Below are 25,991 nucleotides of genomic sequence, written 5' to 3' on the forward strand. Positions count from 1 at the left end.
TCAGGGGATGCCGCGCCCGTACTTGTCGCGGTAGATCGGTGCCTCGATCTTCACCGAGCCGTAGCTCCCGACCGACTGGTAGCCGGCGCTGACGCTACCGGACGAGTTGATGCGCGATCCCGAGGGGGCCAGAATCAGCGATTGGCTCGCGTCGATGCGCCCGATCGTGTTCCAGTACTGCTTGATGGTCTGCGAATTGACGACGGCCTGCACCCCCAGGTCGTTCGAGGTCCGCGCGCCGGCAGCACCCGCCCGCGACGCGGCATCGAGCTTCGCGCGCATCGCCTCCTGACGCTTCTGAACGACAGCCGCCAACGCCATTGGACCGCTCCCGGCTCCCGAATTGATCGACATCGTGGTCGAACCGAATGACGGACCGGTGCCACCAACTGTCGTCCCGCCTACGATGCTGGCGATCGAGGGCATCGCCGAGCCGGTGTACGACGAGAACCCGCCCATGACCGTGGGCGAGAACGAAGTCGGTGCGCCGCCGAGCGTGCCGAGCCCACCGATGATCGCTGCGCTGACCGACCCGACGGTGCCCACCATCGATGCGGCCCGCTGGTCGGCCAGGAGCTTGTTCGTGCGCGCGAGCATGTCGGTGCCCTGATCGATCCAGTCCTGATTGAACCGCGCGATACGGGTGCGAGCGCCGAGCGTCTCCGACTCCACGGCAGCGGCATGCGCTCCGAGGCCGGGAGTGCCCGCGAGCGCGCCGAGCCTGTCGAGCGCGGCATTTCCCTTCAGGGCGCTGTCGATCATCTTGACGCCCACCAGCAGGGCTTGGGCGGGGTCGATCCTGATCCAAGTCATGATGCTTCCTCCAGGGTCTCGGCTCCCGTGGAAGCCTCATGGAGCCCATCCAACACGTCGGCGACCCCGACCGGTTCGAGCGTGATGTCGCCTCGCTCCAGCGAGGCGTCGACCCGCCACACCGCGCCGGCATCGTCGAGCAGCCAACTGTGCTCGACCGACTCGAGCCCGGCCCGGCTTCGGCGAATGGCGTGGACGCCGAGCGCGCCCCGCCAGAGCTCCGAGCCACCGGCGAGTTCGTGACGCACCTGTTCGATGGTGGTGTGACGCCGGCGGCCGGGGTCGAGCGCAGCGGCGTGCTCGATCAGCGTCGTCATGCCGACCAACCCCGCCAGTTCGTCTCCGATCGCTCCGAATACCGGTGTCAGCCGCAGCATGCCGTCCGGTTCCGCGCGCAACAGCATCCACTCGTCCGCTGATCGGGCGGCGACGGCCACCTCGGTCTCACCGCCCGCCTCGGTGATCGTGATGACGACGATGTGGTCGCCGTCGAGCACCGTTCGCACGAGGCCGTCGGCGTGTTCTGCCAACGGTGACTCGGGGTCACCTGAGAGCATGCCCCGCCGCAGCAGCCCGCCGAAGACGTCGGCGGAGACTGCGGTGCGTTGTTGCTCGGGAAGCCCGAGATACCAGCGTGCTCCGACGAACGCGACCTGATCGAGCCCGAGCAGATCCGTGAGCACGCGGAGTTCCAGCGCGCTCACGAGCACACTGGCTTGCGCCGCGAGCCAGGCGACGGCAGCGGCGAGCAGGGCGTCCTCCTCATGGTCGGCCTCGGCATCCGCCACGACCCAGTGCACGGTGTCGCCGATCGTGGCGAAGAGCGCGACACCACGCCGCGGAACGCCGTGCTCGAGGAACTCGAAGCGGTGCAGCAGAGCACCAGCAGGACCGACCGGGCTGGCTTCACCCGAGCCGACGCTCAGTGCCGCGCGGTGATCGGCTACAGCGCCGATCTGCCATGCGGCGACATCTGAGAGCTCGAGCCCTGCGATGGCGGGCACCGACGAGTGCTCGACCCGGATGCCGTGTGGCACGAGCTCGGCATCGTGCACCGTGCGCACGCTCCACCGCGCAATGGTGTTCATATCGATTCCGCCCTGATCCTGATCTCAGCCTCATCGGCGCCGGCCTCGAGCCTCGCCGCCAGGCGGTACAGGCTCTCCGCCTCCGAATGCACGCCGTTGTGCGATCGCTGCAACACGTCGTAGTAGACATCGGCGGCGGGACCCTCGTAGCCGAGGTTCCGCGAGAACGAGACCACGCCGGCCGTGTACCCGCAGAGCTCATCGGCGATCGACCTGATCGTCGACGCCGTCTGCCGGAGCGCGGCAGGGTTCTCCTGCACCGAGGTCATCGTCTGGCTCCCGAACGTCAGTTGCCGGCCTGAGCGAGCGCTTCGCGACGCCGGCTGACTTCAGCCGCGGCATCGTCGATCGCTTCGCGAAGCCGGCGCAGCCCGGGTTCGAACTCGCCCGTCCACGTGGCGCGGAAGCGATCGGCAGCCGGTCCTTCCCAACGCACGTTGTTGAGCTCGTTCCTGATTGATGTCGTCAATTCCTCGACCGTGCCGCTGTTGCGCGTGAGCGTGTTCTGCAGCGCGAACAGTTGCTCGAGGTCGCCGCTGATGGCCATGATCGTCTCCTTCGTGCTGCCGCCGCGCGGAGGCTCCGGCGGTCGGTTGACCAATTGCAGACCCGACCCCTGAAACCACGCTTAAGCACGCCCTGCACGTGCATGGACCGCCTCCGCGAAGCGGCGATAGGGTCGACCCACCGACGCGACGGAGGGTTGGTGGCATGCACAGCGCCTGCTTGGCCGTACGGGTGATCGCCGGACCCGATTGCGGCGCTCAGGCGCGCCTCGACGACCGGCTTCCGGTGGGACGCGCCGGCGCCGGCTTGGCGCTGAAGGATGAGCGGGTGTCGCGGTTCCACGCAGTGATCGCGCTGCATGAAACGGATGCCGGGTGCTTCGCGACGATCGCGGATGCCGGCTCGAGCGGCGGCACCCTCCTCAACGGCCGCGAAGTCGACGAGCCGGTCGCATTCACGCCAGGAACGGTGGCGCGCCTTGGCGACACCTCGCTGCTCCTGCTCGAGGGACGCCGCTTCACGATCGAGCCCGGTCCGCGCCTCGAACTCCTCGCACCTGATGGCACGAACACCCCGATCACGGTCCCCGACTCCGCGACCGTCGTGATCGGCCGGCGCGCAGACATCGTGGTCGACGATCCCGCCGTGTCTCGTCGGCATCTGCAGTTGCGGCGTGAGGGGTCGACGGTTGTCGCCACAGACCTCGGCTCGCGCAATGGAGTGTCACTGCACGGCCGGCGACTCGACGGACCGCACGCGCTGCGCCCAGGGGATGAGTTGCTGCTGCGTGGTTCCGGCTACCGGCTGCAGGCGACCGCCGGTGCCGACCCCCTGCCCAAGGTGTTCGAGCTGCTCGTCCGAGCCGAACCGGTCGACGGCATCATGCCGGGCCTGGAGCGCGCCGTGCGGGTGCGCTCGGCCGAGAGCGTGCGAGTGGGAGATGTCGCCTCTGCTCTCGCCGATTGGCTGGGAGTCGCCGCGCAGGACGATCACGCGCACTCGTCCGCGGCCGCCGCGGCGTGGACCTTGTACCGGGCCGATGACGGCCTGCTCTTGCACCCCGACGATCCGTGGGTCGCCGCACCGTTGGCGCGCGGTGACGCCTGCACCGTCGCGCGCGCCGGATTCCCCGGCGAAGTCGTGCCGCTCGTCACGGCCGAACGGGACGACCATGTGATCGAGATCACCCCCCGCCTCGACGCTGCGCAGTGGTCGGCGATTGAACGATTCCAAGTCCCGCGGCCTCCTGAGCAGGCCACATTGCGCGGTCGCGGTCTGCTCTGGCAGCTCGGAGGCGGCGCGTTGGGCGTGGTCGGGGGCCTCGCCCTGGGCGCTGTCACCGGCAACTGGCTGTTCGCCCTGTTCGGGGCGATCGCGGGACTCGGCACGATGGGGTTCGGCATCCTGGCCGAGCACTCGCGGCGGCGCGCACAGGCGGCATCCTTCCTCGAGCGGCTCGACCGGCTTCAGGAACGCGTGGATGCCGCGATCATGGCCGAGGCCGACCGCGCCCGCATGAACGCCCCGCCAGCCTCCGAGTGGGAGCAGCTCATCGCACGCCACGATGCGCGCCTCTGGTGCCGCCGGCCTGGAGATGCCGACTTCCTCGCGCTGACGCTCGGCCGCGGTGTCCGGGAGGCCGCAGTGCGCGTCGAGACGACCCCCGGTGCGGAAACCGGATCACTGGCCGACGCGGCCCAGCAGGCCGGCGCCCAGCGTCTGCTGCCGCCCGGCCCGGTTTTCGCTCCGGCCGGGGGCGTGCTGGGAATCGCAGGGCCGGCGCGGCAGGTCGACGCACTCGTCGCGCACCTCCTGCTGGAGGCCGCCGTGCTGCACGCTCCATCGTCGCTGAGCCTGACGCTGCTCGCGACCGACCACGGGTGGGACTGGGCCCGCTGGCTGCCCCATCTGCTCGCCGACGACGCGGCGGCTCCCGTCACGCTCGGTCGCGACCGGGAAGACACGCGCCGGCTCGCCGAGCGCTTGGTCGAAGCCATCGTGCAACGCCGGCAACGGCCGCACAACGAGCAGCAGGCGGTCAAACGTCTCGTCGTGATCACCAGGGAGGCGCTCGTCGATCGCGAGCCCGCCATCGACCGCCTGCTGCAGAGTTGGACACACGATGACGGCCTGCTCGTCGTGCTCGCAGACGAGGCACGGTCGCTCCCGATCGAAGCAACGGTGCGCGCGGTCTTCGCAGCAGGCGCAATCGCGGTGCATGGCGCCTACGAACGTGCGCCGATCGGCCAGGTCGACCCGGTCTCGATCGCGCGGGAGCCGGCGGTCCGGCTCGCACGCGACATCGGTCGACTGCGCGACCCCAGGCTGCAGGAGCCGGGCGCTGCGGGAACGATGACACTGCTCGAGCTGGCAGGCATCCGTCGGCACGGCTCGATCGACCTCGCTGCGGCTCGGGCGTCGAGGATGCGGCATGATCTGTCGGTCGCGATCGGAGTTGGAGACGACGGCGATCCGGTCATGGTCGATCTCGCGCACGACGGCCCTCACGGTGTCATCGCCGGCACCACAGGCTCGGGAAAGAGCGAGGTGCTCGCCTCGCTTCTCGCAGCCCTCGTGGGCACGCATCGCGCCTCAGAGCTCGCGCTGTTCCTGATCGACTTCAAGGGAGGTGCGACCTTCGCCAGGTTCGCGGATCTGCCGCACACCGCCGGTGTCGTCACCGATCTCGAGGGCGATGCGTCGCTTGCGAGACGGGCGTTCACGGCGCTCGAATCCGAGCTTCGACGCCGCAAGTCGGTGCTCGCCCGAGCGGGATGCGCAGACCTGGGCGCATACCGCGCCGCGGGTGAGCCCGATGGCGCGGTCCCTTCTCTCCTGGTGGTGATCGACGAGTTCGCGCTGCTCGTGCAACAGCAGCCCGAGGTGAAGAGCCGGCTCGATACCGTGGCGAGCCAGGGGCGCAGCCTCGGCGTGCATCTTCTGCTCGCCACCCAGAGCCCCGGGGGAGTGATCACTCCTGCGATCCGCGCGAACACCAATCTCTGGCTGTGCCTGCGAGTGGTGAACGAAGCGGAGTCTCGTGAACTGCTCGGCACGGATGAGGCGGCGCGGCTGCCGATCGATCGTCCTGGAAGAGTGTTGTTGAGGCGCGGAGCGGAACAGCGCACCACGGCGTTCCAGTGCGCTCGGGTCACCGTGCCGCTCGACTCAGCCGGGCGGAGCGTTTCGATCGAGCCCTTCGCGGATGCCGGTGGTGCGGCTCACACGCATCCGACTGCTGTCTCTCACGGTCCGAGCGAACTGGATGCGCTCCTCGCCGAGGCCACCGGTGAGATCGCCGTCGCGCAGGAGGCCCCCGCACCCAGGCTCTGGCTGCCACCGCTGTCGAGCGTGCTCCCGCTCGGTGAGGTGCTCGACGAGCACGAGGCGCAGCTGAGGCACCATGGGGCCCGCTCCGAGTCCGCCGCCGCGATGCCGATGACTGTTCCGCTCGGCCGATCCGATCTCGTGCAGCAACAATCGCAACCGGTGTTCACAGTTGATCTGGGCGCTTCGCACCTGCTGTTGACCGGCGCGCCCGGTTCAGGCAGATCCGCCGCGCTGGTCACGGTCGCGGCGGCGCTAGCGCACCGTTCACCGCCCGACACGCTCCACGTCTATGCCCTGACCGGTGAGCACTCGCTCCGCGCGCTGGAGCTGCTGCCGCACGCCGCAGCGGTCGTGCAGGTCGACGACGATGAGCGTGTGCGCCGCATGCTCGCGCGCCTTCAAGCCCTCATCGAGGCTCGGCGATCGGGTGCCACCGCTCCCGAGTCGGGTGCCACCGTGCTCCTGCTCATCGACGATTATGTGGCGGTGCGCGAGACCCTCGGCGACGGCGATGCGAGTGCGCTCGAGTCGCTGCATCGGATCATCGCGAACGGTCGTGCAGCACGGGTCCACGTGGCCATGAGCACCTCGCAGCCGACCGACCTCCGCCTCGGTGTCTTCGGCGCGTTCAGCCATCGCCTCATGCTCAGGCTCGTCGACCGCAGCGACGCGCTGGCCATCGATTGGCGCCCGGGGGCAGACGACCTGCCACCGCCCATCGCAGGCCGGGCGATGACATCCGGCCCCGTCGAATTGCAGCTCGCCTACACCGACGAGCAGATGCTGCGCAGCATCGCGGCCAGCACATCGTCCGCCGCCCTCCCGCGCGGCATCGAACGGATGCCGAGGCTGGTGGAGCAGTCCGCGCTCCTCGCCGCGCATCCGGGTCTTCCGGTACTCGGGGTCGGCGGACCGGAACTCGAGCCGGTGCTGCTCGATACCCGGCCGGGAGCCCACATCGTCGTGCTCGGCGAACAGGCCAGTGGACGCAGCACCGCCCTCGCCGCGACTGTCGCGGCCGTGATCGCCGCCGCACCGGCAACCTCGGTGTACCTCGCCGGGATGCGCCCGGGGCCCCTCGATGCCTTCGAGTCGACCGTACGGATCGCGCACGGCAGACGGGAGCTCGCCTCGCTGCTCAACCGGTTGGAGGCCCACGTCAACGGGCCCGCGGCACCGGCGCCCTCCCTCTTGGTCATCGACGACGCCGACGAGCTCGTGGGAGACCTGGGCGATCGATTCGAACGACTGCTCCGCACGGGCCGGGAACGCGGACTGCTCATCGCCGTATCGGCCAGGGCCGCAGACTGGGTGCGTTCGTTCGACCCCTGGGTGCGCTATCTCGGCAGTCTGCGTCATGCACTGGTGCTGTCGAACTTCGTCGACCTCGCGCCGCTCTTCGATGTGCGCCTGCCCCAACGAGCACCCGCCCCCAGGGCGCCAGGCCGAGGTTATCTGATCGCAACCGGCGAACCGGTGCACATGCAGGTCTCATGGCCGTCGAACCCCGCGACGGCCACCGCGAAGGGCAGCCCGGACCGCCTGTCGTCGAGTCACCGCCTGCCGACGACGTGGGGCGATCTTCGGATCGACCCCTCTGCGGGCGCGCCCATCACCGCCACGCCGGTCACCGCTCAGCCTCCGGCATCCGCGCCAGCCGAAGACTCGTCTCGATAGCGCAGTAGGCAGCGGCCGAGCACGAGCTCATCGCCGTCGGCGAGCTGCGCTCTGGCGACCGCTTCGCCGTTGACGAGCGTGCCGTTCCTCGAACCGAAATCCTCGACCACATGCGCCCCGCGCACCGCGCGGATCCGCGCATGCACCGCGCTCACAGAGGGGTCGGCGAGCACCACGTCGCACCCCGTGGCACGGCCGAGCAGCACCGGCTCGCCGCCGACCCTGGTGGTCGTGCCATCGGGGAGCTCGAGCGCGGCGCTGACCGCCTCTGGGTCTTCAACCGGCACGGTCACGGTCCGTTCGTCGTCGCCCGGCGGCCTGGTCGCAACCACACGGCGATCGATCGCGCGCTCCGCCAACCCATGCACGGCGGCTGAACTCGCCGGAACCAGCAGCCCGGGATCGTGTCGAAGGATCGCTGTCTCGAGCATCCGCAGTCGCGTGCCCGGGGTGACGCCGAGCTGGTCCCACAGCGCCGTCTTGACGCGCTTCAGGCTGGTGAGCGCTGCGGCCTGCGCCCCGGATTGGTACTGGGCGAGGGCGATGAGCGCCCACAGAGATTCCCGCACAGGCTCCCGAGCACCGCGCTCGGCGAGTGCGGGCAGCACTTCGGCGGCACGACCGAGGGCCAGTTCGTTCGCCGCGTACGACTCGAAAGTCGCGCGCTCGAGCTCATCCAATTGCTCGGCCTGCGAGCGCACAGCGGCGACCGTCTGCACATCGCTCAAGGCGCGTCCGCGCCACATCGAGAGCGCCGCGCGGTACTCGTCCGCCGCGAGGTCGCGACGACCACTCGCGATCGCCGCCGATGCGCGCGCCCGGGCGTCGAGGAACCCATCGCGGTCGATCGCGCCATCGGGAAGATCGAGTCGGTAGCCGCGCCCGGTCGTGCCCAGCGCGTCACCGAGCCCGGCCTGGCGCAGAGCCTTTCGGATGCCGGTGACGTATACCTGCACGGCGTTCGTGGCGGTCGGCGGGGGCGACTCCGCCCACACCGCATCGATGAGGTCAGCCGCTGCGACCACGCGACGATGCTCGAGGAGCAGCAGCGCCAGCACCGCGCGCAGCTTCTCCCCGCCGAGCGCGACAACCCCGGCGAAGGAGCGCACCTCGAGCGGGCCGAGCAGCGCTACGCCAGGTGCGGGCAAGCCGCTCATCGCCCTCTGCTGCGGCGGGCTCACCACACCGCCTCCTCGACATCGCCGTCCACCGCGCGCGGAGCATGGGCACGGTCCACCCATTCCGACAGGGTCGATGCGAGCTGCGTCGCCCGCGAGGTGGCCCAGCGCAGCGCACCGGCGAGCTGCTCCGGGTCGCTCGCTGAGAGCGGCGCCGCCCCGTCCATGAACGCGGCGAGTGCCGCGCGATCCGCGTCCTTCCCGATCGCGATGGCGGCGCGCAGTGACTGCGCGCCCCACTCGCTGTGCAGCAGCGCCTCGAGGCTGTGCTCGTAGTCGTCGGTAGGCATCCCATCTGACACGAGCACGATCGCCGGCGGAAGGGCGTTGGGTGGCATCGGGGGAGTCTCGAGTTCCGGCAGCAGGAGGTCGATCGCGGCGCCCAGGTCGGTATAGCCGCCCGCGGTGACGGGGCGCCAGTCGAGCTGCTCGACCGGTGTCGGCTCTGCGAGGTGCCAGCGGGCGTCGGTGGAGAACGCGATCGCCCGTACGAGCAACTGCGCGTGGGGGTTCGCCGACTCGACCTCGCGCAGATGCGGGAGCGCCTCGCGCACCGCCGCGTTGAGTGCCTGGATCTTCCCGTCCGACGCCATCGAGCCCGAGCAGTCGAGCAGCAAGAAGCAGTGCAGCGGCTGACGCGCCATGACGGGGAGCTCATCGACCATGGTCGCCCCGCCTCTCATGTGCGATCCTTGGCGCATGCTGCAGGAAGGCGCCGTGATCAACCTGCCGCGCACCGGCGGCGCCTGGCGGCTGGGCCCGCTCATCGGCGAGGGCGGGCAGGGATCGGTGCACCGGCTCGATCCGCTGCCGGCAGCACACGGTGATTACACCGTCGACGACGCCGACGGTACCGCCGGCGCAGCGAGCGAGCCGCTTGCGCTGAAGTGGTACCACGATCGAGCAGCCACTCCTCGGCAGCGAGATGCGATCGAGCGGCTCATCACGCGGGGGGCGCCCGGATTGATGTTCCTCTGGCCGCTCGAGTTGGTCACGCATCCGGATGCCGGGGGCTTCGGCTATGTGATGCCGCTCCGCGATGAGCATTTCCGTCCTGTCGGCGACCTCCTGCTCGGGCGCGTCGGGGCGCCGCCGCGATTGTCGCTCGCGCTGTGCACCGGGCTCGCTCACGCATTCCTGCTGCTGCACGTCGAGGGACTGTGCTATCGCGACATCAGCTTCGGCAATGTGTTCTTCGACCCGACGACGGGTGATGCGCTCGTATGCGACAACGACAACGTCGGCGTCGACGGCGCCTCGTACACCGCGGTGCTCGGCACCAGACGGTTCATGGCGCCCGAAGTGATTCGCGGCGATGCGCTGCCGTCGGCGCAGAGCGACCTTCACTCGCTGGCGGTGCTGCTGTTCTTCATCCTGGCGCGGCACCATCCGCTCATCGGGGGTCTCGAGAGCGAGCACCGCGGACGGGATGGAGAGCTCGACCTCCTCGGCCGGCATCCCCTGTTCATCTTTGACCCGGCCGACGAGAGGAACCGGCCCGATCCGGCCACGCAGCCGGCACCGCTTGCCCGTTGGCAGCGGCTGCCGGAGTCGATCAAGGCCCTGTTCACGCAGACCTTCACCGCAGGACTTCACGACCCGTCGCGCAGAGTGCGGGAGAGCGTCTGGCGTGCGGCGCTCACCCGATTGCGCGATGGGTTGCACGAGTGCGGGTGGTGCGGGGAGCAGCATCTCAGCGATGCGGGTGCCGTGAGCCGGTGCGCGTCGTGCCGCAGGCCGCTCGACGCGCCGGTTCGCCTTCTGGGGGAGCGGAGCTCGATCACGCTCAACCAGGGCACGCAGCTCACACGCCACCACATCGCGCGTGACTACGATCTGGCCACCGCGGTGGGCGTCGTCGTGCACGACGAGGAGCGCGGCATGTGGGGGCTTCGGCATGTCGGCGACGACCCGTGGCGGTTGGAGCGGATCGGCCACGCGCCGCTGGTGGTGCGACCCGGTCAGACCGTGGCGCTCATCGAGGGCGCGCAGCTGATCGTGGGCCGGTCGCGGTTCGTCATCTCGACGGATGCGGGCTGACCGGCTCCCGCGAAGCCGCTCAAGCCCTAGCCGGCGCGCTTCCCCCTCACCCATTGTTCCAAGCCTTCGCGACGCGCTCGGCTCGAACCATGAGCTTCTGGTACTGGTCCTCGCGCAACGAGTCGTCCTCAGCCGGCGGTTCGGTGTCGTCGAAGTACGCGGTCGAGAACGTGACGAGCGTGTTGCCGAGCCGTGTGATGGTCGTCCGAAACACCTGCAGGTAGTCGGTCGCCTCGATCGTGTACGACAGAGCCGATTCCAACTGGATCGTCGGCAGCAACCGGGTGGCATCGAACTCTGCCGAGTTGGTGCGGGTGTAGGTCGCGGTCGAGGTGGTGACCCGATAGGTGAGTTCAGGGCAGTCGGCGAACGCGGTGAGCAGCTCGTCGAATCGGCGCTCGGCGGCTTCGGCGCTGCGGAACACGTCGGCACGGTCGATGGCCCTCGCGAATCCGCCGGTCTCATGGAACGAGCTCTGATCGGTGCCGCGCTGTGCGACCGGGCGGCTCTGAGGCCAGAAGATCGGTCGGCACGCAGGATCGAGCTCGGTCGGCACGATCTCAACAGCAGCGAGGTTCTCGCGCGGGGTGACCTCTCCGCCTGTGACGGCGACGATGGGCGCGAGTTCGTCCGCGGAGAGCAGCACGCTGGTGGCATTGGATTCGTCGAGCAGTACCGTCTCGGCGGCGGCGACCGGATCGATCGGGCTCCGCTGGGCGGCGTTCCATGCCCAGGCCGACAGGGTGCCTGCGACAAGCACCGCTGCGACCACGGACGCGAGGTTGATGAGCGGCCAGCGATCACGCGGGCTGAGCATCCCCATGTCGCTCACCCCCGCCCCATCAGCGGCTGGTATGCGTTGGCTGTGTCAACGAATGCGTTCACCAGTGCTGCGATCGATGGTCCAGCGCTGCCTTCCGGAAGCTCGACTGTCCAGTGGCAGACGACGAGGTTCAGGTCGCGACCGCAAACCCGAAACTCGGTGCGGTCGCGGAAGGCCAGCCCGGTCTCGAGCACCTCGATCCCGCCCTCGTACGTGAACACATCCTGCACATCGACAACAGGAGTCAGTGTCTCTCCTTTCGAGGTGGTCTCGAACCCGGCTTCGCACGAGGCCGGCGCGAGTGCGCGGAGCGCGCCGGCCGCGATCTCTGGCGTGGGGTAGATGCGTCCGTATGAGGTGACGGAGCCGTCGTAGCCGTTCCAGGCATATCCGCCGTACACCGAGCTGCCGCTCGCCGCTGCGTTGACCCCGGTGCCGTTCGTGCCGGGTGAGTACCACAGCAGAGGCGCGCATTCAGCAGCGCTGGCTGTGGTCTCAGCCGGGGTGACTTCGGTGACGCCCCAATCGGAGGGAGCCGAGATGTCAGTCGATGCGGGCGACATCGAGCGAAGTGCATCCTCGTCGAGCACGAACAATGCGACCTCGCCCTCGGTGAACAGGGCGCCGGCGCTGGCGGTGAGCTCACCGGGCTCAGGCGGTGGGGGAGGCCCTCCCAAGATGATCGGCACCGTGATCGCCGCTGCCGCGAGTGCGAGGGCCCCCGCGACCACGGCGGGCCAGGGCGTCCGCAGCCACATCGGCCACCCACGGGCGCCGGGCGCGGATGGAGCCGAAGCGGGTCGGGGGGCACGCCGGGTAATCGGGCCCGCGGGCGCCTCGAGGCCTGTTGCCGGTGCGCCGTTCGGAGGCGCGAGCAGGGCGAGCTGCTCGAGCGACGGCCGAAACCCCTGTGGAACAGGCTGATGATTCCTTGGCACAGGCTGATGATGCTGTGGAGCAGGCGGCTGCAGGAGACTGCGGGTGGGTGCTGATTGGGGAGGCGCGAGCGCAGCGAGTGCCGGATCGGTCGGCGCGGGTGCGACGAGCACGCTGCCCTCCACGCCGACTGTTCGCGATTCGTCGAACTCGGGACCGAGCACCGTCTGCGGCATCGCTCCGCTGTCGGCCGTCGCATCCGCACCGGCGCCGGCTGCGCCCGTGCTGCTCGCCGATGCCGACGCGGCCGCGCAGTTTGTGACATCGCGGTCTGCGACATCCTCGGCGGCGGGTTCCGACTGCGAGAGCTGGTCGCTGACCTCCTCGGTCATCTGCGCGGTGGCCGAGGCGTTGAACGCCGTCGCCCAGCTGTGCGCGGCCAGCGCGGCATCGCGCAGCGAGAGCCCCGCCTGCACCAGTTGGTCGAACCAGGCGCGGATCTCATCGGGTGTGGCTGCGACAGCCGGATCGGAGTCTCGGATGCTGGAGGCCACGCCCAAGGCCGAGGCGGTGACGATCGCATCGATGCGCGCGCGCAGCGCTGCGTCGCTCTCCACCGTCGCTGAAGCGGTGCCCACGGTGTCGGCGAGCACCGCCCGGAGCCGCTCCGGGCGGTCGACGATGCGGCGTCCGAACTGCGCGACGACCTCGACGAGCACGCCGTCGAAGTCAGGATCGTCGAACGGGGGTCTCGGTCGCTCGGACATCGACCATCACGCCCCACCAGGCGCGTCGCGCCGTTCAGTCGCGTCGTCGCGGACCTCGCGCGTCCAAGCGGATCCGTCCCACCAGCGCAGCGCACGCTCTTGGAGCGGATCGTCGTACCAGCCGGGGACCGGCGCGCGCGAGGCAGGATCAGGCGGAGATAACGCGTTGGCGAGCGAAGGCGTCTTCGGAGCGGCCGGCGCGGCTGCGCCATCGGGCAAGGACGCGGGGGCTCCGTCGGGGGGAGAATCGTCGACAGGACGAACCGAGCCTTCAGCCGAGGACACGCGGTTCACAGATGCCGGCCCCGTTGCGTCGCCTCCCGGCTGCGCGGCGGTATCCCGGCGGTCGACGAAGTACAGGCATAGCGCGAACAGCAGCAGAATGACGGCGTTCGAGTAGCTCGCGAGCTCGGGCTCTCCGGCGAAGATCGGCACACAGGCGATCAAGATGACGAAGTACGCGAGGGGCAGCATCCGGAACCGCTGGGGGAGGCTCGTATCGCGCGACATCGCGATGCCCAGCACAACGCCGGCGGCCAGGATGATCCACGCGAGGATGCCGGTGGCGAAGAAGGCTTCGGGGATGATCAGCGTCAGCAGCCCCGACACGAGCACCGCCGCGAAGAGCGCCGCGAGCGCCCATGCCGCGATGCGCGCGACCTTGCTGCCGGCGGTCAGCCCGCTCAGCGCGAAGATCGCCCATCCGGCGGCGACCGCGAGCGAGTCGATGATCGCGAGCACGGTGAACAGGGCAGGAGCGTCCTCCACGATCAACGTGCCGACGAAGCGGCACAGCGCAGCGATCGCGAATACGATCGCGGCGGCCTGCGCCGGGGGCCCGAGTCGCGACAGAGCGCCCGGCATTCGTATCACTCCTGGGCGCGCTTCCCTCCAGCGGGCGGGAATGGCCTCGCCAGGGGGAGCTGAGGGCGCAGAAGGAACACGGGGCAGAGCGTCATCGCTCATCGCGGCCTCCTCATCGGGTATGCAAAGGCCTGTTCGGGTGCTCACAGCATAGGACCAGGCGCCCCGAGAGGCGAGAGTCGATCACTGTTGCTTCAGCGGCACTTCAACGCCCCTTCAGGTCAGCGGTGACTTGAGACAGCAAGGCCCGAGACGATAGGCTGAGGAGTCGCTTTGTGCGCACTTTCACTACCCACCCGCCGTTGTCGTCTCGACAGATGAGGTTCAACGGCCCGATAAATGTCCACTACGGAGCACTAACTACATGACAACCGCAACGACCAAGGCGCCCAAGCAGGTCGCGATCAACGACATCGGATCTGCTGATGACTTCCTCGCCGAGGTCGAGAAGACTCTGAAGTTCTTCAATGACGGCGACCTCATCGAGGGCACCGTCGTCAAGATCGACCGTGACGAGGTGCTCCTCGACGTCGGTTACAAGACCGAGGGTGTCATCCCCTCCCGCGAACTCTCCATCAAGCACGACGTCGACCCGAACGAGGTCGTCAAGGTCGGCGACACGGTCGAAGCCCTCGTCCTCCAGAAGGAAGACAAGGAAGGCCGCCTCATCCTGTCGAAGAAGCGCGCTCAGTACGAGCGTGCCTGGGGCGATGTGGAGAAGATCAAGGAAGCCGACGGCGTCGTGACCGGCCAGGTCATCGAGGTCGTCAAGGGCGGCCTGATCGTCGACATCGGCCTGCGCGGCTTCCTCCCCGCCTCGCTCATCGAACTGCGCCGCGTGCGCGACCTGACGCCGTACCTGGGCCAGGAGCTCGAGGCGAAGATCCTGGAGCTCGACAAGAACCGCAACAACGTGGTGCTGTCGCGCCGTGCGCTCCTCGAGCAGACGCAGAGCGAGAGCCGCACGAACTTCCTCAACAACCTGCACAAGGGCCAGGTCCGCAAGGGCGTCGTCTCGTCGATCGTCAACTTCGGTGCGTTCGTCGACCTCGGCGGCGTGGACGGTCTCGTGCACGTCTCCGAGCTCAGCTGGAAGCACATCGAGCACGCCAGCGAGGTCGTCGAGGTGGGCCAGGAGGTCACCGTCGAGATCCTCGAGGTCGACCTCGACCGCGAGCGCGTGTCGCTCTCGCTGAAGGCGACTCAGGAAGACCCGTGGCAGGTGTTCGCCCGCACCCACGCGATCGGCCAGGTCGCGCCGGGCAAGGTCACGAAGCTCGTGCCCTTCGGTGCGTTCGTTCGCGTCGCCGACGGCATCGAGGGCCTCGTGCACATCTCCGAGCTCTCCTCGAAGCACGTCGAGCTCGCGGAGCAGGTCGTCTCGGTGGGTGAAGAGGTCTTTGTGAAGATCATCGACATCGACCTCGACCGCCGCCGCATCTCGCTCAGCCTCAAGCAGGCCAACGAGGGCGTCGACCCCGAGGGCACCGAGTTCGACCCGGCGCTCTACGGCATGCTCACCGAGTACGACGAGCAGGGCAACTACAAGTTCCCCGAGGGCTTCGACCCGGAGACGAACGAGTGGAAGGAAGGCTTCGAGACCCAGCGCGAGAAGTGGGAGCAGGAATACGCTGCCGCCCAGGCTCGCTGGGAGGCCCACAAGAAGCAGGTCGCGGCCGCCATGGCTGCCGAGGCCGACTTCGGCGGTGCGGCTGCAAGCGGTTCGTTCACGAGCGAGTCGGCTGGCGCCGGCACGCTCGCCGACGACGAGTCGCTGGCCGCGCTTCGCGAGAAGCTCTCCAGCAACAGCTGAGCCTAGACGTTCAGTGAAGCGGCCGGTCCCCCCACGGGGGCCGGCCGCTTCTGTTCGAGGGCACGGGTCGTGGCGGCGCCTGTCCATCGCGCCTCGACGCGGATGGCAGACTGTCGGAATCATGAGCACCTCAGCAAGGAGGCCGGGCCGGCCGCAACGTGGCACCCGCACCATCGACCGCGAGATGATCGGCGAGGCGACGGTGCGCGTGCTGAGCACCCTCGGCGCCGGGGAACTCTCGATGTCGAAGATCGCGGCGGAGCTCGGGGTGCGCTCGCAGAGCCTGTATCACCACGTGAGCACGCTCTCCGACGCGGTGAACGCTGCCCGGAGCGTGCTGTGTGCGGCAGTCGACCTCCGCGTGTTCGAGACCGACGACTGGCACGAAAGCGTCGTACGCTTCGCTGACACCTACTACTTGGCGTTCAGCCCGCTCAGGCAGGCGAGCTCTGTCTTCTTCTTGCATCGCATCACCGACCCGACGACCCTGCGGGTGTACGAGTCGTTCCTCGCGCGGGCCGAGCGGGCAGGGCTCACCGGCGCTCCGGCACTGCAACTGCTGCTCGATGTCGAGCACAGCGTGTTCTCGCTCATCTTCGAGCAGACGTCATGGAGCACGCTCTTCTCGTCCGAGGCCATCGAACAGGGCGACTTCCCGCGACTCGAGGCCTCGCTGCCGCAGCGCGACCTCGGTTCCGATGCGATCCGCGCACGCGTTCGGAAGGTCGCGCTGAGTCTGGTCCGAGGAGTCTGAGCCGCACGCCAAGGGCGCGTTGACAGCATCCTTCGCCGCCTATATCTTCATCGTGAAGATTATTTCCGGCGGACGAAGGAGTCCCGTGGTCACTCGTGACCTGGCGCTTGTGAACGCGCAGCTCATCACCAACACCGAAGCGGACGCCGAAGCGACCGCGGTGCTCGTGACCGGCGGACGGATCGCGCTGCTCGGCCGCGACGCGCACGTGAGCGCGCGGGCGCGCGACCTCGGCATCGAGGTGCGCGACCTCGAAGGCGCGGTGATCACCCCCGGCCTGTTCGACTCGCACACCCATCCTCATTGGGCGGCCGAACTGACCCGAGGCATTGACTTCGGCGGAATCGACACCGTCAGCGAACTGCAGGCGGCCACCGCCGCCTACGCTGCGACACTGCCTCCGGGCGCCTGGGTCGTCGGCTGGAATCTCGAGTTCGACGCCTTCGCCGACACGGGAGTGAACGGCAGACTGTTCGACCACGCCTGCGATCGCCGGCCGTTCGCGGCCATGTTCTACGACCTGCATACGGCGATCGCCAATCCGGCGGCGCTCGCAGCGGCGGGGATCGTGAACCGTCCGCGGTTCGATGACACGTCCGAGCTGGTCGTCGACGAGGCGGGCGAACTCACCGGAGAGCTTCGCGAGTCCACGGCGTATCGACTCGTCTTCGACGTGATCCCTCCCCTCGGGCACGACGAGGAGCGAGACCGACTTCGAGATATGTTCCGGCGCTTCACGGCGGTCGGACTCACCGGCGGCGCGATCATGGACGGCAAGCCGCGAACAGTCGACCTCATCGAAGAAATCGAAGCGCGCGGAGAGCTCGATCAGCGACTCGTCGTGCACCACTGGCACGCCGTGCACGACGATGACGCGGCGATCACCCGCGTCATCGCAGCGAAGGATCGACGAGGGACCCTCTGGGAGACCAACGCGGTCAAGCTGTTCAGCGACGGTGTCATCGACACCGGAACGGCGCTGCTCCACGAGGCCGATGCCTGCGGCGACGGCGAGCACGCCTTCTGGCCGGACTGGGGTCGCTTCCAAGAGGTCGTGCGCGCATATCACGACGCGGGCATGCTCATCGCGACGCACGCCGTCGGCGATCTCGCAGTGAATCAGGTGCTCGAGACGTATCGGGGCCTCGCCGAGCGCGACGGGTCGCCGGCTCACTCGATCGAGCATCTCGAGGTACTCGCCGACGAAGATCTCACGGCGCTCGCGGGATCGGGCATCACGGCCTCCATGCAGCCGCTCCACATGCAGTGGCGCGCGCCCGATCTGAGCGACAACTGGGCGGCGCGACTCGGCACTCGCGCCGGCACCGGTTACCGAGTGCGGGCCGTGCTCGACACCGGCACGCGAGTGGTGCTCGGCTCCGACTGGCCGGTCGCGCACTACGACCCTCGCATCGGCATGGCGTGGGCACGCGGCCGTCACGCGCCCGAATCGGCATCGGCCCACGTGTTCGAACCCGATCAGCGGCTCACCGGCGATGAAGCGCTCCGCGCCTACACGCTGTGGCCGGCACAGGCTCGGGGATACATGGATCGGGGCCTGCTCGCGCCGGGCGCGGTCGCCGATCTCACGATCTGGGGCGGTGATCCGGTCGCCGCCAGCCCCGAAGAACTCATCGCTATCGAGATCGTCGCCACCATTGTCGACGGCCGGATCGTCCACGACTCCACCCCAGCGCCGATGGCGGCTTCCAGTTCACGCCCCTGACCCCTCACCACTCACCACTCACAGATTGGTACAGCGATGCAACACGACGACGTGCTCACGGTGCTCGAATCCGACGAAGCGCTCCACGGGCGATTCACCGGCGGGCAGCTGCTCTCGCTCTCCGTCTTCACCCTCATCATTCCGGTCATCGCGCTCATCGCGGTGGGGAGCTCGCTCGCATGACTCGGCAGCGCGAATTCACCGACACCTCGACCATGCCGCTCACCCGCGCGGAGAAGAAATGGGGGTTCCTCGCGACGTTCGGGAACACCACCTCCGCGGCGATCGCGACGTGGAGCTTCGTCGCCGGCGCGACGGTCGCGTACTACCTCGGCACGGTCCAGGGCATCATCACGACCATGGCCGGCGTACTCATCGGGCTGTTCCTCGTGCTACTCGCGGCCCTGCCAGTCTCGCAGCGCTACGGGCTGGAAGCGGTGCGCTCGCTCCGCCCCTCGTTCGGAGTGCGCGGCAGCGTCTTCGGGGTGATCCTCGTCTTCGCGACGCTCATCGGCTGGAACTCCGTGCTCGCCATCGTGCTCATGCAATCCGCATCGGCCACCATGCAGACCATGGGGGTGCTCCCAGATGGCGCCGCCCAGTTCGCCCAGATCGCGATCCTGGTGCTTGCAGTGGCACTCGTATTCGTCATCGTGAGCCGCGGCGCGGGCGCGCTCAGGTGGGCGGGGCCGGTCATCACCGTCGCGGTGATCCTGCTCGGGATCCTCATGCTCGTGTTCCTGCTCACGACCTTCGGCTGGGAGGCGATCGTAGCCGCGGAACCGCTCGCGCCGTTCGAGCAGTCGCACCTGAACGTGATGATCATCGTCGAACTCGGTGTCGCGAGCGGTCTGTCGTGGTGGCCGTACCTCGGAAGCATTACGCGGTACAGCCGCAGCGTTAACTCGGCGATTGCGCCGAGCCTGCTCGGCCTCGGCGTCATCATGTCGCTCGTCTGCGGCCTCGGGGTCATGACCATGCTCATGCTCCCGGATTCGGGCGGCAACCCGGTCTTCCTGCTCGCGAACACCGGTGGGGTGTGGTTCGGCCTCGGCGGGCTGCTCTTCCTCTTCTTCGCGAACATCGGCACCATGATGGTCGGCACCTACACGAGCGTGCTCGCGCTCAAGCAGACCCCTGGCATCGAGTCGCGCATCAGCTGGCGGGGCGCGACGGTGCTCACGCTCGTGCCCGTGCTCATCGTCTCGATCTTCTTCGGTGACGCGTTCCTCGCCTCGTACCCGACCTTCCTCGCGTTCTCCGGCGTGCTCATGGCCCCGATCTGCGGCATTCAGATCGTCGACTATTTCGTCATCCGCAAGCAGTCGCTCGACGCGAGCGGCCTGTACTCAACCACTCGCGGCGGCAGCTACTGGTACTCGGGCGGCTTCAATATCGCCGGGTTCGCCGCGATGATCGTCGGCATGGTGGTGTTCTTCGTCGTCTTCGACCCCATCGCGTATGTGCCGCGTGACGGGTTCGGATTCCTTGGGGCCAGCATCCCGAGCGCGATCGTCTCGGGAGTCGTCTACTACCTCGCCTTCCGGGGCGTGCGGACACGGGTGCCCGCACGGTGAGCATCGATACGGATGTGCTCGTGCTCGGTGGCGGGCTCGCAGGGCTCGCCACCGCCGATGCCCTCCGCGAGTCGGGACGCGCCGTCACGCTGCTCGAGGCGCAGGGCCGACTCGGCGGGCGCACCCACGGCGAGTACTGGGAGCCCGCGGGCCGCCGCATCGACCTGGGCGGCACCTGGCTGCTCCCATCGTTCACCGAGTCGTTCGGGCTGCTGCGTGAACTCGGCATCCGCACGCTCGACTCTCCCGAGCCCGCCCGCTGGCTGACGCACTTCCGCGACGGCACCGCGAACCGCGAACAGCTGACGCTCGGGGAGCGAGGCGAGCTCGAGGCCGCGCTCGCCCGTCTCGGCGGGTTCGTCGGAAGGGAGCCGATGCCCGTCTCGGCTGAGCGGGCTCTCGAATCCGCCCGGTCGGGCGATGCACCCATGAGTGCGCTCATCGAGGACTGGCTGCGCGCCACGCAGCGATACCTCGCCGGGGCCCCGCTCGAAACGGTCGATGCCGATCATCTGCTCCTTCCGCCGGACGACATCGCGGACCCTGAGCATTACCGCACCCAGATTGAGGGCACGACCCGCACGCTCGTGACGGCGCTCGCGGAGCGGAGCACCGCCGATGTGCGGCTCGGTGTCGGCGCCACAGGAATCGCCCGTTCTGGCGACCGCCTCCGCGTGGCGACGGATGCCGGGCCAGCATTCTCTGCCCGGCACGTCGTCGTCGCGCTCCCGCTCAACTGCCTGCGCGATCTCTCGCTCGAACCGGGCGTGCTCGGGGAATACGCCGAGCTCGCCGCGGCCGGGCACGCGGGTGCCTCGCACAAGGACTGGCTCATCCTCGACGGAGTCGAGGAGCACTTCCGCGTCTTCGGCTCGCACGGGCCATACGGGTACTTCCGTTCGGAGGAGCGGCTCGCCGACGGCGGCATGCTCTGTGTCGGGCTCGCACCCTCGGCCGATGGCGTGCTCGGCACCGACGAACTGCAGTCGGAGTTGCGCGCGAACTACGTTCCGCGCGCGACGATCCGCGCACGCACGAGCCACAATTGGAACGCCGACCGGTACGCGCGAGGCACATGGTTCGTGCCGCGGCCCGGCCAGTACGCGACCCTCGACGGCCTCATCGCCGGCTCGCCCCGGCTGCAGCTCGTCGGCGGAGATCTCGACCCGGAGTTCCCCGGCACGATCGAGGGCGCGCTCCGCAGCGGCCGTCGCGCCGCACAGCACCTGCTCGCCTCGAACTGAAAGAACCATGCCCGCACATACCGCCCACCCAGGAATGATCAACGGCCGCGTCTCCCACTGGTGGGAGACGATCGGCGCGCCGGCGAGCCGCGCTCCACTGCCGGGCGACGCGCGCTGCGACGTGGCGATCGCCGGCGCCGGGTACACCGGGCTGTGGACCGCCTACTATCTCAAGCAGGCACAGCCCGACCTCGACATCGCGATCATCGAACAGGAGCACGCCGGTTACGGCGCATCGGGCCGGAACGGCGGCTGGCTCACGAACTCGATCACCGGCGGACGCACGCAATACCTGCGCAGCCATGGCCGAGACGCAGCCGAACGCTTCCAGCGCGAGATGAACGCGACCGTCGACGAGGTGATCCGTGTCACGCGTGCGGAGGGAATCGACGCCGACGTCGTCAAGGGCGGCGAGTTCAATGTCGCCTACACCCCGGCGCAGGAACGGCGGCTCCGGGCGTTCGCCGCGGCGGAGCAGTCGTGGAACCACACCGACCTCCGACTGCTCGAGGCCCCCGAGGCGCAGTCGAAGATCAACGTCGCGAACACGCGCGCAGCGGTGTGGCATCCGCACGCAGCTCGGATTCAACCCGCGAAGCTCGCCGCCGGACTCGCCGACGCGGTCGAGCGGCTCGGCGTGCGGATCTACGAGCAGACCAGGGTGCAGGAGATCGAGCCGCGCACCCTCCGCACATCACGCGGAGTGGTCACGGCCGACATCGTCGTCCGTGCGACCGAGGGCTTCACCGCGCGCCTCAAGCGCGAGCGACGCACCTGGCTCCCCATGAACTCGTCGCTGATCGCCACCGAGCCGCTCCCTGCCGAAGTGTGGGATCAGCTGGGCTGGAACCAGGGCGAGGTGCTCGGCGACTTCGCACACGTCTACATGTACGCGCAGCGCACCGCTGACGACCGCATCGCCCTCGGCGGCCGCGGCGTGCCCTACCGGTACGGCTCGCAGACCGACAATGACGGATCGACGCAGGCCATCACCGCGACGACCCTCGGCGAAATCCTCTACCGGCTCTTCCCGCAAGCCGCGGGCGCGCGCATCGATCACCTGTGGTCCGGCGTACTCGGAGTGCCGCGCGACTGGGCGGCCACTGTCGGTCTCGAACGCCAGACCGGCATGGCCTGGGCCGGCGGCTACGTCGGCACCGGAGTCACCTCGACGAACCTCGCGGGCCGCACCCTCACCGACCTGATCCTCGAGCGCAGCACCGATATCGTCGATCTGCCGTGGGTGAACCACCGGGTGCGCCGATGGGAGCCCGAGCCGCTGCGGTGGATCGCGACGAAAACGCTGTACGCGGCCTACGGCATGGCGGACCAGAGCGAACTCGCCGGGCGCGAGACCACGTCCCCGATCGCACACCTTGCCGACTTCGTCACAGGAAAGCCCTGACCGCGCGCTCGGCCAGGCGGCTCCCCATCAGACCGGCGTCGGCCGCCTGGTTCGACGCACCCGTCGCACCACGAAGAGCCCCGCGACGACGACGAACACGACGCCCGCGATCACGAGGATCGGCAGCACGATCGCCGCGAGCGTGAGCAGTACGCTGCCGATATCCTCCAGGGTGCTCATGACGGGTGCGGCGGCGCCGGCGGTGAGCGTATTGAGCGCCGGACGGGCCAGCGCCTTGACCACATGCACCGTCAGGGCGAGGCCTGCCCCGATCGCAATGGGCACCCACCGGTCGGAGGAGAAGAACTCTGCCGGATCGGTCACTGCGACAGTCTCGGAGGCGACGCCGCTGCCGAACACGATTCCTCCGCTCGTGGGCCGGATGATCGTCTGCAGCCAGTCGTTCACCGAATCGACCAGCGGTATCTTGTCGGCGACGATCTCGACGACCAGCAGCAGTCCGAGCACGCCGAGCACCCACTCGTTCGACAGCCATTGCCACGCGGCAGGCAGGTCCACGGCTCCGATGAACCGGTCCGCCACGCCGAGCGCGAGCAATGGCACGTATGCGTTCATGCCGGCCGCGATCGCCAGCCCGGCTCCCGTCAGGATCTCGAGCACGCGGCCCCCTCTCATCCGGCACGACACTCATCCGGCGCGACGTTCATCTCGTACGCGCCATTGTGGCACCGTCGCTAGAGTTGACGGATGCTGCTGATCGGCCTCACCGGCGGGATCGCGTCGGGCAAGTCCCTTGTCGCCGACCGCCTTGAGTCCCTCGGGGCCGTGCACATCGACGCCGACGTCATCGCCCGCCAAGTGGTGGAGCCCGGCACGCCAGCGCTCGAGGCGATCAGACAGGCCTTCGGCGAGGGGGTTCTGCGCCCAGACGGCTCGCTCGATCGACCCGCGCTCGGGGCGCTCGTGTTCGGCGACCGGCAGCGACTCGACCGCCTCAACGCGATCGTTCACCCCGCTGTCAAGCAGCGCGTCGCGGAGCGCATCGCGGAGGCAAGCGACGCCGACCCCGACGCCGTCGTGGTGTACAACGTGCCGCTGCTCGTCGAAGCGGGACGCGCTCACGAACTCCCGTTCGATCACATCGTCGTCGTCGATGCACCCGCCGCACTCCGCCTGCAGCGCATGGTGGAGCACCGCGGGCTGTCGCGTGACGACGCCGAACGTCGGATCGCCTCACAGGCCTCCGACGCTGACCGTCTCGCTGCGGCGGACATCGTCATCCGGAACGACGGTCCCGTCGCTCGAACGCTCGAGCAGGTCGACGCCCTCTGGGCCCGGCTCAAGCACGAGACCGCCGCGGCTGACTCGACTTCCCGCAGCGGCTGACCTCCGCGCCGTCCCAGGGGGAGCGGCGCCCGATCCAGCGCACTGTCGGGGGAGCGGCCTACCCTGGAACCGTGCAACCCACCCGTTCAGTGCGCCCCTTCGAAGTGGTCAGCGAGTACAAGCCGAGCGGCGACCAGCCGCAGGCGATCGCCGAGCTTGCAGCCCACATCAATGCTGGCGAGACCGACGTCGTGCTGCTCGGGGCGACCGGTACCGGAAAGTCTGCGACCACCGCGTGGCTCATCGAGGCGGTTCAACGCCCCACGCTCGTGCTCGCGCACAACAAGACGCTTGCGGCCCAGTTGGCGAACGAGTTCCGGGAACTCCTGCCCAACAACGCAGTCGAGTACTTCGTCAGCTACTACGACTACTACCAGCCAGAGGCGTACGTTCCGCAGACCGACACCTTCATCGAGAAGGACTCGTCGATCAACGCCGAGGTCGAGCGCTTGCGGCACTCGACCACGAACTCGCTCCTGAGCCGGCGCGACGTCGTCGTCGTATCGACCGTCTCGTGCATCTACGGGCTCGGCGCCGCCGAGGAATACCTCGACGCCATGGTGGCGCTGCAGGTCGGCCAGATGGTGCCGCGCGACGTCCTCATTCGCGAGTTCGTCGCGATGCAGTATCAGCGCAATGATGTCGATTTCTCCCGAGGCAAGTTCCGCGTGCGCGGCGACACCATTGAGATCATCCCCGTGTACGAAGAGCACGCGATCCGCATCGAGATGTTCGGCGACGAGATCGAGGCGCTCTACGAGCTGCACCCGCTCACCGGCGAGGTCATCCGGCGGATGGATGCGGTCTCGGTGTTCCCGGCCACCCACTACGCGGCCAGCCCCGAGACGATGAAGCGAGCGATCGGCAGCATCAAGGCCGAACTGGCCGAGCGACTGCCCGAACTCGAGCGACAGGGGAAGCTGCTCGAGGCTCAGCGTCTGCGCATGCGCACGACCTTCGATCTCGAGATGATGGAGCAGATCGGCTTCTGCAACGGCATCGAGAACTACTCGCGCCATATCGACGGCCGGCAGGCAGGGGAACCGCCGCACTGCCTGCTCGATTACTTCCCCGACGACTTCCTCGTCGTCATCGACGAGTCGCACGTCACGGTGCCTCAGATCGGGGCCATGTACGAGGGAGACGCATCGCGAAAGCGCACGCTCGTCGACTTCGGCTTCCGTCTGCCGAGCGCACTCGACAACCGGCCGCTGCGCTGGGAGGAGTTCCTCGACCGCGTCGGTCAGAAGGTGTACCTCTCGGCCACACCTGGCCGCTATGAACTCGGTGTGAGCGACAGCATCGTCGAGCAGATCATCCGTCCGACCGGGCTGGTCGACCCCGCCATCGTGGTGAAGCCGTCGAAGGGGCAGATCGATGACCTGCTCGAAGAGATCCGCCTGCGTGTGGAGCGCGACGAGCGCGTGCTCGTGACCACCCTCACCAAGAAGATGGCCGAGGAGCTCACCGACTTCCTTGGCGAGCACGGCGTTCGCGTACGCTACCTGCACTCCGACGTCGACACACTGCGTCGCGTCGAACTGCTCACAGAGCTCCGTGCGGGCATCTACGACGTGCTCGTGGGCATCAACCTGCTTCGAGAGGGCCTCGACCTGCCCGAGGTATCGCTCGTCGCGATCCTCGACGCCGACAAGGAGGGGTTCCTTCGCTCATCGACGTCTCTCATCCAGACGATCGGCCGCGCTGCCCGAAACGTCTCGGGCGAGGTGCATATGTACGCCGACACCGTCACCGACTCGATGCGCCACGCCATCGACGAGACGAACCGGCGCCGTGAGAAGCAGGTCGCGTACAACGCCGAGCACGGCATCGATCCGACGCCGCTTCGGAAGCGCATCGCCGACATCACCGAGGTGCTCGCTCGCGAAGAGGCCGACACCGCCGCGTTGCTCGCCGCACGCGACGGCAAGAAGAAGGGCGCTGCGGTCCCTCGCCGCAAGGGCCTGGCGGCATCCGGTGCCGAAGAGCTCGAGACGATCATCGCCGATCTGAACGACCAGATGCTCGCGGCCGCGGGGGAGTTGAAGTTCGAGCTGGCAGCCCGACTTCGCGACGAGGTGGCCGACCTCAAGAAGGAACTGCGGCAGATGGAGGCGGCCGGGCACGTGCGCTAACCCCCTGGTCAGCCCGCTGTCAGTGGC

General features: G+C 68.7%; 21 protein-coding genes. 11 read left to right on the plus strand and 10 right to left on the minus strand.

The window, feature by feature from the left end:
* Genes QF206_RS03870 through QF206_RS03885 form a run of 4 tightly spaced genes read right to left on the minus strand, consistent with a single transcriptional unit; the run spans window position 1 to window position 2,448 of the window.
* Window positions 1-813 carry a hypothetical protein gene (locus QF206_RS03870; RefSeq protein WP_281487864.1) on the minus strand — a complete coding sequence of 271 codons (813 nt, stop codon included), beginning with the start codon at window positions 811-813 and terminating at the stop codon, window positions 1-3.
* The gene (locus tag QF206_RS03875) at window positions 810-1,901 is read right to left on the minus strand and encodes a hypothetical protein (RefSeq protein ID WP_281487865.1); all 1,092 of its coding nucleotides are present in this window, start codon (window positions 1,899-1,901) and stop codon (window positions 810-812) included. The genes QF206_RS03870 and QF206_RS03875 overlap by 4 nt, the downstream gene beginning before the upstream one ends.
* Window positions 1,898-2,170 carry a hypothetical protein gene (locus QF206_RS03880; protein ID WP_281487866.1) on the minus strand — a complete coding sequence of 91 codons (273 nt, stop codon included), beginning with the start codon at window positions 2,168-2,170 and terminating at the stop codon, window positions 1,898-1,900. The genes QF206_RS03875 and QF206_RS03880 overlap by 4 nt, the downstream gene beginning before the upstream one ends.
* Before the next feature lie 17 nt (window positions 2,171-2,187).
* Window positions 2,188-2,448 (minus strand): WXG100 family type VII secretion target, encoded by a 261-nt coding sequence (locus QF206_RS03885; protein WP_281487867.1) that lies wholly within the window; start codon window positions 2,446-2,448, stop codon window positions 2,188-2,190.
* Between the two features lie 164 nt (window positions 2,449-2,612).
* Between QF206_RS03885 and QF206_RS03890 the strand changes: the two genes are divergently transcribed.
* Window positions 2,613-7,415, plus strand: coding sequence for an FtsK/SpoIIIE domain-containing protein (locus QF206_RS03890; RefSeq protein WP_281487868.1), 4,803 nt, complete (start codon window positions 2,613-2,615; stop codon window positions 7,413-7,415).
* Here QF206_RS03890 and QF206_RS03895 read toward each other — a convergent pair.
* Together QF206_RS03895 and QF206_RS03900 are read right to left on the minus strand one after the other, a co-directional pair.
* Window positions 7,373-8,596: a BTAD domain-containing putative transcriptional regulator gene (locus tag QF206_RS03895; protein ID WP_281487869.1), complete on the minus strand. Its 1,224-nt coding sequence runs from the start codon at window positions 8,594-8,596 to the stop codon at window positions 7,373-7,375. The genes QF206_RS03890 and QF206_RS03895 overlap by 43 nt on opposite strands.
* Complete coding sequence (locus QF206_RS03900; protein WP_281487870.1) at window positions 8,593-9,276, minus strand: vWA domain-containing protein; 684 nt, start codon at window positions 9,274-9,276, stop codon at window positions 8,593-8,595. Before QF206_RS03900 ends, QF206_RS03895 begins: the two co-directional genes overlap by 4 nt.
* Before the next feature lie 16 nt (window positions 9,277-9,292).
* Between QF206_RS03900 and QF206_RS03905 the strand changes: the two genes are divergently transcribed.
* Window positions 9,293-10,633: a protein kinase domain-containing protein gene (locus QF206_RS03905; protein WP_281487871.1), complete on the plus strand. Its 1,341-nt coding sequence runs from the start codon at window positions 9,293-9,295 to the stop codon at window positions 10,631-10,633.
* Between the two features lie 46 nt (window positions 10,634-10,679).
* On the opposite strand, the gene QF206_RS03910 is transcribed toward QF206_RS03905, so the two are convergent.
* The 3 genes from QF206_RS03910 to QF206_RS03920 are packed head-to-tail and all read right to left on the minus strand — an operon-like array spanning window position 10,680 to window position 13,963.
* The gene (locus QF206_RS03910; protein ID WP_281487872.1) at window positions 10,680-11,456 is read right to left on the minus strand and encodes a sensor domain-containing protein; all 777 of its coding nucleotides are present in this window, start codon (window positions 11,454-11,456) and stop codon (window positions 10,680-10,682) included.
* Between the two features lie 5 nt (window positions 11,457-11,461).
* Window positions 11,462-13,099 carry a hypothetical protein gene (locus QF206_RS03915; protein ID WP_281487873.1) on the minus strand — a complete coding sequence of 546 codons (1,638 nt, stop codon included), beginning with the start codon at window positions 13,097-13,099 and terminating at the stop codon, window positions 11,462-11,464.
* 6 nt (window positions 13,100-13,105) lie between these two features.
* Window positions 13,106-13,963 (minus strand): DUF2510 domain-containing protein, encoded by an 858-nt coding sequence (locus QF206_RS03920; RefSeq protein ID WP_281487874.1) that lies wholly within the window; start codon window positions 13,961-13,963, stop codon window positions 13,106-13,108.
* Window positions 13,964-14,327: 364 nt separating this feature from the next.
* On the opposite strand from QF206_RS03920, the gene rpsA reads away from it, so the two are divergent.
* The 7 genes from rpsA to QF206_RS03955 all read left to right on the plus strand — a co-directional run bounded on the left by rpsA (window position 14,328) and on the right by QF206_RS03955 (window position 22,482).
* Window positions 14,328-15,776 carry a 30S ribosomal protein S1 gene (gene rpsA / locus QF206_RS03925; protein ID WP_281487875.1) on the plus strand — a complete coding sequence of 483 codons (1,449 nt, stop codon included), beginning with the start codon at window positions 14,328-14,330 and terminating at the stop codon, window positions 15,774-15,776.
* A gap of 121 nt (window positions 15,777-15,897) precedes the next feature.
* Window positions 15,898-16,530, plus strand: a complete 633-nt coding sequence (locus QF206_RS03930; RefSeq protein WP_281487876.1) for a TetR/AcrR family transcriptional regulator — start codon at window positions 15,898-15,900, stop codon at window positions 16,528-16,530.
* 85 nt (window positions 16,531-16,615) lie between these two features.
* Window positions 16,616-18,256: an amidohydrolase gene (locus tag QF206_RS03935; RefSeq protein WP_281487877.1), complete on the plus strand. Its 1,641-nt coding sequence runs from the start codon at window positions 16,616-16,618 to the stop codon at window positions 18,254-18,256.
* Window positions 18,257-18,292: 36 nt separating this feature from the next.
* The gene (locus QF206_RS03940; RefSeq protein ID WP_281487878.1) at window positions 18,293-18,439 is read left to right on the plus strand and encodes a hypothetical protein; all 147 of its coding nucleotides are present in this window, start codon (window positions 18,293-18,295) and stop codon (window positions 18,437-18,439) included.
* Window positions 18,436-19,833, plus strand: a complete 1,398-nt coding sequence (locus QF206_RS03945) for a cytosine permease (protein ID WP_281487879.1) — start codon at window positions 18,436-18,438, stop codon at window positions 19,831-19,833. The genes QF206_RS03940 and QF206_RS03945 overlap by 4 nt, the downstream gene beginning before the upstream one ends.
* Entirely contained in the window at window positions 19,830-21,077 is a 1,248-nt protein-coding gene (locus QF206_RS03950) for a flavin monoamine oxidase family protein (protein ID WP_281487880.1), read from the plus strand. The genes QF206_RS03945 and QF206_RS03950 overlap by 4 nt, the downstream gene beginning before the upstream one ends.
* Before the next feature lie 34 nt (window positions 21,078-21,111).
* On the plus strand, window positions 21,112-22,482 hold the full coding sequence (locus QF206_RS03955; protein ID WP_281488125.1) for an NAD(P)/FAD-dependent oxidoreductase: 1,371 nt from the start codon (window positions 21,112-21,114) through the stop codon (window positions 22,480-22,482).
* A gap of 27 nt (window positions 22,483-22,509) precedes the next feature.
* On the opposite strand, the gene QF206_RS03960 is transcribed toward QF206_RS03955, so the two are convergent.
* A complete protein-coding gene (locus tag QF206_RS03960) occupies window positions 22,510-23,118 on the minus strand; it encodes a DUF4126 domain-containing protein (RefSeq protein ID WP_281487881.1) in 609 nt (202 codons plus the stop codon).
* 72 nt (window positions 23,119-23,190) lie between these two features.
* On the opposite strand from QF206_RS03960, the gene coaE reads away from it, so the two are divergent.
* Window positions 23,191-23,829 (plus strand): dephospho-CoA kinase, encoded by a 639-nt coding sequence (gene coaE, locus QF206_RS03965; protein WP_281487882.1) that lies wholly within the window; start codon window positions 23,191-23,193, stop codon window positions 23,827-23,829.
* Window positions 23,830-23,900: 71 nt separating this feature from the next.
* Window positions 23,901-25,964, plus strand: a complete 2,064-nt coding sequence (gene uvrB / locus QF206_RS03970; RefSeq protein ID WP_281487883.1) for an excinuclease ABC subunit UvrB — start codon at window positions 23,901-23,903, stop codon at window positions 25,962-25,964.
* The last annotated feature ends 27 nt before the right edge of the window (window positions 25,965-25,991 follow it).

Source organism: Ruicaihuangia caeni (assembly GCF_029952955.1).
In the GTDB taxonomy this organism is placed as follows: domain Bacteria; phylum Actinomycetota; class Actinomycetes; order Actinomycetales; family Microbacteriaceae; genus Ruicaihuangia; species Ruicaihuangia caeni.

Excerpts from the sequence above, each read along its gene's own strand:
- QF206_RS03870 (WP_281487864.1), bottom strand. The coding sequence starts at position 813 with ATGACTTGGATCAGGATCGACCCCGCCCAAGCCCTGCTGGTGGGCGTC.
- QF206_RS03875 (WP_281487865.1), bottom strand. The coding sequence starts at position 1,901 with ATGAACACCATTGCGCGGTGGAGCGTGCGCACGGTGCACGATGCCGAG.
- QF206_RS03880 (WP_281487866.1), bottom strand. The coding sequence starts at position 2,170 with ATGACCTCGGTGCAGGAGAACCCTGCCGCGCTCCGGCAGACGGCGTCG.
- QF206_RS03885 (WP_281487867.1), bottom strand. The coding sequence starts at position 2,448 with ATGGCCATCAGCGGCGACCTCGAGCAACTGTTCGCGCTGCAGAACACG.
- QF206_RS03890 (WP_281487868.1), top strand. The coding sequence starts at position 2,613 with ATGCACAGCGCCTGCTTGGCCGTACGGGTGATCGCCGGACCCGATTGC.
- QF206_RS03900 (WP_281487870.1), bottom strand. The coding sequence starts at position 9,276 with ATGAGAGGCGGGGCGACCATGGTCGATGAGCTCCCCGTCATGGCGCGT.
- QF206_RS03905 (WP_281487871.1), top strand. The coding sequence starts at position 9,293 with ATGCTGCAGGAAGGCGCCGTGATCAACCTGCCGCGCACCGGCGGCGCC.
- QF206_RS03910 (WP_281487872.1), bottom strand. The coding sequence starts at position 11,456 with ATGGGGATGCTCAGCCCGCGTGATCGCTGGCCGCTCATCAACCTCGCG.
- QF206_RS03915 (WP_281487873.1), bottom strand. The coding sequence starts at position 13,099 with ATGTCCGAGCGACCGAGACCCCCGTTCGACGATCCTGACTTCGACGGC.
- QF206_RS03920 (WP_281487874.1), bottom strand. The coding sequence starts at position 13,963 with ATGCCGGGCGCTCTGTCGCGACTCGGGCCCCCGGCGCAGGCCGCCGCG.
- rpsA (WP_281487875.1), top strand. The coding sequence starts at position 14,328 with ATGACAACCGCAACGACCAAGGCGCCCAAGCAGGTCGCGATCAACGAC.
- QF206_RS03930 (WP_281487876.1), top strand. The coding sequence starts at position 15,898 with ATGAGCACCTCAGCAAGGAGGCCGGGCCGGCCGCAACGTGGCACCCGC.
- QF206_RS03940 (WP_281487878.1), top strand. The coding sequence starts at position 18,293 with ATGCAACACGACGACGTGCTCACGGTGCTCGAATCCGACGAAGCGCTC.
- QF206_RS03945 (WP_281487879.1), top strand. The coding sequence starts at position 18,436 with ATGACTCGGCAGCGCGAATTCACCGACACCTCGACCATGCCGCTCACC.
- QF206_RS03955 (WP_281488125.1), top strand. The coding sequence starts at position 21,112 with ATGATCAACGGCCGCGTCTCCCACTGGTGGGAGACGATCGGCGCGCCG.
- QF206_RS03960 (WP_281487881.1), bottom strand. The coding sequence starts at position 23,118 with ATGAGAGGGGGCCGCGTGCTCGAGATCCTGACGGGAGCCGGGCTGGCG.
- coaE (WP_281487882.1), top strand. The coding sequence starts at position 23,191 with ATGCTGCTGATCGGCCTCACCGGCGGGATCGCGTCGGGCAAGTCCCTT.